We start from the raw sequence: 270 nt of genomic DNA, 5'->3' as shown, positions 1-270 counted from the left end.
CGTGCGTGAACCTGTGCGGCCGCACGCCGCTCGGCGCGATGGCCGCGCTGATCGCGCGCGCGCGGCTGCTGTTGTGTAACGACACAGGCGTGTCGCACGTCGCGGCGGCGCTCGGCACACCGAGCGTCGTCGTCGCATGCGGCAGCGACACGGCCCGCCGGGCGCCGCTCGACACCGAACGTCAGCGCGTGCTCGCCAGCTACCCGGCCTGCCGGCCGTGCATGTTCGACACGTGCCCGTACGGGCACGAATGCGCGATCGCGATCGGCG

At 73.7% G+C, this 270-nt stretch carries 1 protein-coding gene; it reads left to right on the top strand.

Going from position 1 to position 270, the window contains the following annotated elements; genetic code table 11:
- The coding region (locus tag SB816_RS31945) for a glycosyltransferase family 9 protein (protein ID WP_410548236.1) at nucleotides 1-270 on the top strand (270 nt) is incomplete at both ends.

The sequence above is a fragment of the Achromobacter sp. SIMBA_011 genome (genome assembly GCF_046535435.1).
GTDB classification, from domain to species: domain Bacteria; phylum Pseudomonadota; class Gammaproteobacteria; order Burkholderiales; family Burkholderiaceae_B; genus Achromobacter; species Achromobacter dolens.
This window is presented reverse-complemented; position numbering and strand designations above follow the sequence as displayed.